Origin of the sequence: Corynebacterium sp. (assembly GCF_012838985.1) — a bacterium.
GTDB lineage: Bacteria > Actinomycetota > Actinomycetes > Mycobacteriales > Mycobacteriaceae > Corynebacterium.
In genome coordinates this window covers 25,318-32,013 of the sequence record NZ_DUOE01000105.1, presented here as the reverse complement: position 1 = coordinate 32,013, position 6,696 = coordinate 25,318, and the positions used below count along the sequence as shown (strand labels likewise).

9 protein-coding genes are annotated in these 6,696 nt (G+C 68.4%); 7 read left to right on the top strand and 2 right to left on the bottom strand.

Translation table 11 applies throughout. The features are described from left to right. On the bottom strand, positions 1 to 403 hold a 403-nt coding region (locus tag GXZ33_RS06190; RefSeq protein ID WP_291339984.1), incomplete at its 3' end, for an amino acid permease. 31 nt (positions 404 to 434) lie between these two features. On the opposite strand from GXZ33_RS06190, the gene GXZ33_RS06185 reads away from it, so the two are divergent. Then, the gene (locus GXZ33_RS06185) at positions 435 to 1,076 is read left to right on the top strand and encodes a MazG nucleotide pyrophosphohydrolase domain-containing protein (protein WP_040085397.1); all 642 of its coding nucleotides are present in this window, start codon (positions 435 to 437) and stop codon (positions 1,074 to 1,076) included. Positions 1,077 to 1,083: 7 nt separating this feature from the next. Here GXZ33_RS06185 and GXZ33_RS06180 read toward each other — a convergent pair whose 3' ends face one another. Then, positions 1,084 to 1,470, bottom strand: a complete 387-nt coding sequence (locus GXZ33_RS06180; protein WP_291339983.1) for a hypothetical protein — start codon at positions 1,468 to 1,470, stop codon at positions 1,084 to 1,086. 149 nt (positions 1,471 to 1,619) lie between these two features. On the opposite strand from GXZ33_RS06180, the gene GXZ33_RS06175 reads away from it, so the two are divergent. The 6 genes from GXZ33_RS06175 to GXZ33_RS06150 all read left to right on the top strand — a co-directional run bounded on the left by GXZ33_RS06175 (position 1,620) and on the right by GXZ33_RS06150 (position 6,695). Further along, positions 1,620 to 2,408 (top strand): lytic murein transglycosylase, encoded by a 789-nt coding sequence (locus GXZ33_RS06175; protein ID WP_291339982.1) that lies wholly within the window; start codon positions 1,620 to 1,622, stop codon positions 2,406 to 2,408. A gap of 130 nt (positions 2,409 to 2,538) precedes the next feature. Further along, positions 2,539 to 3,816 carry a phosphopyruvate hydratase gene (gene eno / locus GXZ33_RS06170; protein ID WP_291339981.1) on the top strand — a complete coding sequence of 426 codons (1,278 nt, stop codon included), beginning with the start codon at positions 2,539 to 2,541 and terminating at the stop codon, positions 3,814 to 3,816. A gap of 74 nt (positions 3,817 to 3,890) precedes the next feature. Further along, a complete protein-coding gene (locus GXZ33_RS06165) occupies positions 3,891 to 4,664 on the top strand; it encodes a hypothetical protein (protein WP_291339980.1) in 774 nt (257 codons plus the stop codon). A 17-nt stretch (positions 4,665 to 4,681) separates the two neighbouring features. Then, complete coding sequence (locus tag GXZ33_RS06160; RefSeq protein ID WP_291339979.1) at positions 4,682 to 5,176, top strand: septum formation initiator family protein; 495 nt, start codon at positions 4,682 to 4,684, stop codon at positions 5,174 to 5,176. 5 nt (positions 5,177 to 5,181) lie between these two features. Continuing rightward, positions 5,182 to 5,739, top strand: a complete 558-nt coding sequence (locus tag GXZ33_RS06155) for a DUF501 domain-containing protein (RefSeq protein WP_291339978.1) — start codon at positions 5,182 to 5,184, stop codon at positions 5,737 to 5,739. Continuing rightward, positions 5,736 to 6,695, top strand: a complete 960-nt coding sequence (locus tag GXZ33_RS06150) for a Ppx/GppA phosphatase family protein (protein ID WP_291339977.1) — start codon at positions 5,736 to 5,738, stop codon at positions 6,693 to 6,695. The genes GXZ33_RS06155 and GXZ33_RS06150 overlap by 4 nt, the downstream gene beginning before the upstream one ends. The last annotated feature ends 1 nt before the right edge of the window (position 6,696 follow it).

Sequence of the window (6,696 nt, the reverse complement as noted above, 5' to 3'; positions counted from 1 at the left end):
CGGAGACGGCCAGGGCGGTGGCGACGGGGTGGTCCGGTCCGATGCCGGGGACGTAGTGGCCGAGGGTGTTGAAGAAGAGGGTGGCGTAGCCGACCTGGGCGATGACGGAGCCGAGCCAGTAGCCCCAGCCGGAGGTGAAGCCGATGTAGTCACCGAGGCCCGCGCGGACGTAGGAGTAGACGCCGGAGTCGAGGTGGGGGCGGCGGACGGCGAGGATCTGGAAGACGAACGCTATCGACAGCATGCCGACCGCGGAGATCGCCCAGCCGATGAGTGCGGCACCGGGCCCGGCCGCGGAGGCCGCGTTCTGTGGCAGCGAGAAGATGCCGGAGCCGACGGTGGACCCGATGATGAGGGCCACCAGCGACCACACTGTCACTGTATGGATACGGGGTGATGTCACTTGTCCACTCTAGACCCCTAGGATTGGGGTCATGACTGTCCTGCTTCTCGACGACCGGTGGCCCACCCTCATCCCCCTGGAGGCGTTCGGGCGGCTCGGCGGTCCGCTGGAGTTCACGGACGAGGTGCCGGTGAGTGTGCGGTGGAACATCGACAAGCTGGTCGCCGCCGAGGGGGAGGGGGTCCTGGTGAGCACGAACGGCTTCGACCCCCGGGTGCTCCGGCGGGTGCGCGCCGGTGACGAGGTCATCGTCGCGGAGTCCCGGAGGGATCCGGTGCGGCACGCGGTGCAGGCGATGCAGCGGGCCTGTTCGATCGGGGAGTGGGAGTCGGGGCAGACGCACCGATCCCTGCTGCCGTACCTGGCGGAGGAGGCGCAGGAGTTCGCCGACCAGGTCGTCGAGTGGGAGTCCGACGGTGATGAGCAGGCGCTGCTCCGTGAGCTCGGGGACGTCCTGCTGCAGGTCCTGTTCCACGCGGAGATCGCTTCCCGACGCTCCGCCTTCGACTTCGCGGATGTCGCCGCGAGCTTCGTCGGCAAGCTGCAGGTGCGTTCCCCCTATCTTTTCGACGGCACCGACCGGGTCGTGCCCGTCGAGGAGCAGGAACGTCTGTGGGCGCTGGGGAAGGCGCAGGAAAAAACCCGGGGGAACGAGATTCCCCCGGGTCTCTAGCAGAGAGCTACTTCTTGGCGACGGCGCTGGACAGGCCCTCGAACATCTCCAGGAACTGGGTGGAGCCGGCGATCGGGGACTTCGGGTCCTCCTTGACGATCTCGCACTCGAGGGCGCGGTCGGCCAGCTGGTTGGCGTAGGCGCTGGCGGCGAAGTTGAAGAGCGGGTTGTCGATGACCTTGCCGGTCTCGGTGCGCAGCTTGGAGGCGAGCTGGTTGCGGGTGGTGTCCTCGTCGATGAGGTTGGCAGCCTTGAGACCCTGCTCGAGCTCGTTGCAGGGGAGCTGCTTGATGAAGGTGCCGACGCCCGGGATGATCTGGGCGGAGGCGGCCGGTGCGAGGCCGACGACGGCGACGGTGGAGACGGCGATGGTGGCGAGTGCGCGACGGAGCATGAAGCGGTACCTTTCAGAGGGAAATAAATACGCTGGAAGCATACGTGGCCTGAGTGTCTGTTGTGATGCAAGTGGCAAAATAGGGTGAACTCCGGGGGTGTACGGGTCACTGCCGTCCCGGGCGGGTCCATGCCGTAGGATCGTCCCCCATGAGTGGCGGCGCGCGACGGGTGATGGGCTGTGGCCTGGGGGTGGTTCTGGCCATCGTCATGGTCATTTCCCTGATCGGCTGGGCCCTGTCGTTCCTGGACATCTCGAGTCCCACGCGTCAGTTGCAGCCGGTGCCGGACAACGTGCCGCCGGCCGCCGCCGCGGAGGTCCCGGTGATTGACGTCCACGCCCCCGGCCGCACCTCCGACAACCTCGATTTCTGGGCGCAGCCCCTCTCCCGGGAGACCGGTATCCCGGCGGCGGCGATCCGGGCCTACGGCAACGCCGAGCTGATCGCCCGTGAGGCCTGGCCCTCCTGCCACCTCAGGTGGAACACCCTGGCCGGTATCGGCTGGGTGGAGTCCCGGCACGGCACGTACTCGGGTTCCTACTTCAACCGCAGCCACATCAATGAGGAGGGTTTCGCGGAGCCGAAGATCATCGGCATCCCCCTCGACGGCAGCCCGGGTTTCGCGGCGATCCCGGACACGGACGGCGGGCTTCTCGACGGTGACACCGAGTGGGACCGCGCGGTCGGGCCGATGCAGTTCATCCCGGAGTCGTGGAAGCGTTACGGTCGGGACGCCAACGGTGACGGGGTGGCTGATCCGCACCAGATCGACGACGCGGCCCTGGGGGCGGCGCATCTGCTGTGCACCAACGGCGGGGACCTCAGTACACCGGAGGGCTGGTCCGGTGCGGTGTACGCCTACAACCGTTCCGAGGAGTACCTCATCAACGTGCGCGACGCGGCGGCGTCGTATGCCCTGAACCAGCCCGCCCGCTGAGGATCACCCCTGGATTCCCCGGGTTGTCACACGTGGCGGGTGTTTTTCTGGAAGAATTGTCCCCGGACGCGTGTCGAGAGCGCGCGACGATGACGAACTCACATCTCATATGGCTATAGGAGGCCCAAAAGTGGCTGACATCATTCACGTTTTCGCACGAGAGATCATGGATTCCCGCGGCAACCCGACCGTTGAGGCCGGCGTTGTCCTGGATGACGGAACCCTCGCCACCGCCGGTGTCCCCTCCGGCGCCTCCACCGGCGTCCACGAGGCCCACGAGCTGCGTGACGGCGGCGACCGCTACCTGGGCAAGGGTGTCCTGAAGGCCGTCGAGAACGTCAACGAGGAGATCGCCGATGAGCTGGCCGGCTTCGAGGCCGATGACCAGCGCGCCATCGACCAGGCCATGATCGACCTGGACGGCACCGACAACAAGTCCCGCCTGGGTGCCAACGCCATCCTGGGTGTGTCCATGGCCGTGGCCCGCGCCGCCGCCGAGTCCGCCGGTCTGTCCCTCTACCGTTACGTCGGTGGCCCGAACGCCCACGTGCTGCCGGTCCCGATGATGAACATCCTCAACGGTGGCGCCCACGCCGACTCCGGCGTCGACGTCCAGGAGTTCATGATCGCCCCGATCGGCGCGGAGACCTTCTCCGAGGCTCTGCAGGTCGGCGCTGAGGTGTACCACACCCTGAAGTCCGTCATCCAGGAGAAGGGCCTGTCCACCGGCCTGGGCGATGAGGGCGGTTTCGCCCCGTCCGTCGAGTCCACCCGCGCGGCCCTGGACCTCATCGTCGAGGCCATCGAGAAGGCCGGCTACAAGCTGGGCGACGATGTCGCTCTGGCCCTGGACGTCGCGTCCTCCGAGTTCTTCAAGGACGGCAAGTACCACTTCGAGGGCAAGGAGCTCTCCGCCGAGGAGATGTCCAAGGTCTACGAGGAGCTCGTCGACGAGTACCCGATCGTCTCCATCGAGGATCCGCTGCAGGAGGACGACTGGGACGGCTACGTCGCCCTGACCGAGGCCATCGGCGACAAGGTGCAGCTGGTCGGCGATGACTTCTTCGTCACCAACCCGGCCCGCCTGAAGGAGGGCATCGAGAAGAAGGCCGCCAACTCCATCCTGGTCAAGGTCAACCAGATCGGTACCCTCACCGAGACCTTCGACGCCGTCGAGATGGCTCACCGCGCCGGCTACACCTCGATGATGTCGCACCGTTCCGGTGAGACCGAGGACACCACCATCGCTGACCTGGCTGTCGGCCTGAACTGCGGCCAGATCAAGACCGGTGCCCCGGCCCGTTCGGAGCGTGTCGCCAAGTACAACCAGCTGCTGCGCATCGAGCAGGAGCTCGGCGACGCCGCGGTCTACGCCGGCCGTTCCGCGTTCCCGCGCTTCCAGAAGTAACTGACAGCGCTTCCCGACGCCCCCGTGCACCCCGGTGCCCGGGGGCGTCCCCGTATCCGGAGGTGAGTTCGGCCATGGCGTTCTTCGGCAGACGACGGGCACAGCCCCGGCTGGAGCCTGATTTCGTGCGGACGTGGACCGGCGGGGAGCTGGGCCGGATCGCGGCGGGCGTGGACCTGGACACCCTGCGGGCGGTGTACGGGCGTCTCGACGCCACCTCGCGGATCCACTTCCTCTCCGACTTCGGTGCCCTGTTCTCCGACGGGCATCTCTTCGAGCTCTGGGAGCGGCGCCTCCTCGAGCCGGAGGACGCCCTGGAGAGGGTGGTCCTCGCGGCGGTGCACCTGGGGGCCGGGCACCGGGAGCGGGCTCTGATCCTGGCGCTGGAGGCGGGGCGGGACATCGTGCCGCTCCTCGTCGCGCAGCAGGCCGCCGCCGGGGCGCAGGAGTGGCGGGACCTCGACCCGTACCACCCGGTGGGGTTGCGGTTGTTGGTGGACCGGGTGGACGTCGTGAAGCAGGAGGAACTGGCGGCCGACGTCGCGGCGCATGCCCCACCGGGGCACCTGGGGCATGGGGTGGTGCCGTACATCGTCATGCGTGGCGGCGTCGCTGAGGAGTACCTGGTGCCGGCCTGGCGGAGGTTCAGCACCGGGCCGGCCCCTGATCTGCGGCAGGAGAGCGAGGTGCTCAACCTCTTCCTCCGGTGCTTCCACCGGGCGGGGCAGTGGGAGGAGGCCCGGCAGGTGCTGCAGCGGCTCGACGGCCGGGTGTCGGCGTCGGTGTGGGGCTCGGTCGACGCATTCGTGGAGGCCCGCGACGCCATCCTCGCCGGGGCGGGGGAGTGAGTTAAACTCGGGGTTCTATGGCGACCGAACCTTCCCCCCGTTCCCGGCACACCGTGCCGGTGGTCTCCCGTGCCCGGGACGCCCGGCCGAAGCCGTCACGCCGCCCGCGGATGCGTTTCAACACCGCTGAGTTCGGTGTGCTGGCGGCGGTGGCGATCATCGTGATCGTCACCATCTGGGCGCCGGCGAACAACTACTTCCAGGGCCGCTCGGAGATCAACCGTCTCAACGAGTCGATTGCGGCGAAGCAGCAGGAGAAGGAACGCCTCATCGAGGAGATCGACCGCTACGGCGACGAGGCGTGGATCCGGGAGGAGGCCCGCCGCCGCCTCGGACTCATCGAACCGGGGGAGGTCGCCTTCCGTGTCATCGACCCGAACATGGAGGTCGACCCCACCGTGACCACCTCCGCGGAGGATCTGACGGCGGACTGGACGTGGTACGAAATCCTGTGGGCGTCCATCGCAACACCGCCCGCAGACGACCCCGGCGGTGTGCTCATGGAAGAATGATCGCCATGACTGTCAACGATGCAGATCTGGCGGCCGTCGAGAAGCAGCTCGGGCGTGAGCCCCGAGGTGTCCTCGCGATCTCCTACCGCAGCCCGGACGGCGCTCCGGGTGTGGTGAAGACCGCGCCGAGGCTTCCCGACGGAACCCCGTTCCCCACCCTGTACTACCTCACCGACCCGCGCCTGACCGGCGAGGCCTCCCGCCTCGAGGTCGCGCACGTCATGAAGTGGATGGAGGAGCGGCTCGCCACCGACGAAAGCCTGCAGGCCGACTACCGGGCCGCCCACGAGCACTACCTCGCCGAGCGCAACGCCATCGAGGACCTGGGCACCGACTTCTCCGGCGGCGGCATGCCCGAGCGGGTGAAGTGCCTCCACGTGCTCATCGCCTACGCACTGGCCGAGGGGCCGGAGCGTCTGCGTTTCGGCACCGAGGCCGTCGCCCTCGCCGCCGACCGTGGTGGCCTGCGTGGCACCGCCATCCCCGCGGACTGGCCGACGTGCGAGGAGCTGGGCTTCGACGCCCACCAGTTCGACGACCTCTACCAGGAGGCCGCGAAGTGACCCGCGTCGCGGCCGTGGACTGCGGCACCAACTCGATCCGGCTCCTCATCTGTGACGTCGTGGGCGACACCACCCGCGAGGTCACCCGCACGATGGAGATCGTCCGCCTCGGCCAGGGAGTCGACGCCACCGGCCAGCTCGACCCGGAGGCCCTCGCGCGCACCCGGGAGGCGCTGGAGCGCTTCGTCGGGATCATGGAGTTCGAGCAGGTCAAGGCCGTCCGCATGGTCGCCACCTCGGCGACGCGCGACGCCTCCAACCGGGAGGACTTCTTCCGCATGACCGGTGAACTCCTCGGCCGCATCACCCCGGGCGCCCGCGCGGAGGTCATCTCCGGGGAGGAGGAGGCGGCGTTATCCTTCCGTGGCGCGATCACCGACCTCGACCCCTCCGATGAGCCGTTCTGCGTCATCGACCTGGGTGGCGGCTCCACGGAGTTCATCGTCGGCACCGCCGACGGCGAGATCCTGGGCACGCACTCGACCCAGATGGGCTGTGTCCGAGTCACCGAGCGCATCATGCGCTCCGACCCGCCCACGGAGACCGAGACCGAGATCGCCATGGAGTACGTGGAGGAGCGGATGGAGGACGTCGTCAAGATCGTGCCCATCCGGGAGGCGAAGACCTTCGTCGGCGTGGCCGGCACCTTCACCACCCTCTCGGCGTTGGCGCAGGGCCTGGAGACCTACGACCCGCGTGAGATCCACGGCTCGGTGCTGCGCTTCTCCGCGCTGCGCGTCCTCACCGCCGAGATCCGCCGTCAGTCGGCCGAGACCCGCGCCCTCAACCCGGTCGTGCATCCGGGCCGTGCGGACGTCCTCGGCGGCGGCAGTGCCGTCGTCGACGGGGTCATGGACATGATCGCGAAGGAGACCCGGGCGGACAGCTTCGTCATCAGCGAGAAGGACATCCTCGACGGCATCGTCGCGTCTCTGAGGGACCGGCTCCGCGCCTGAT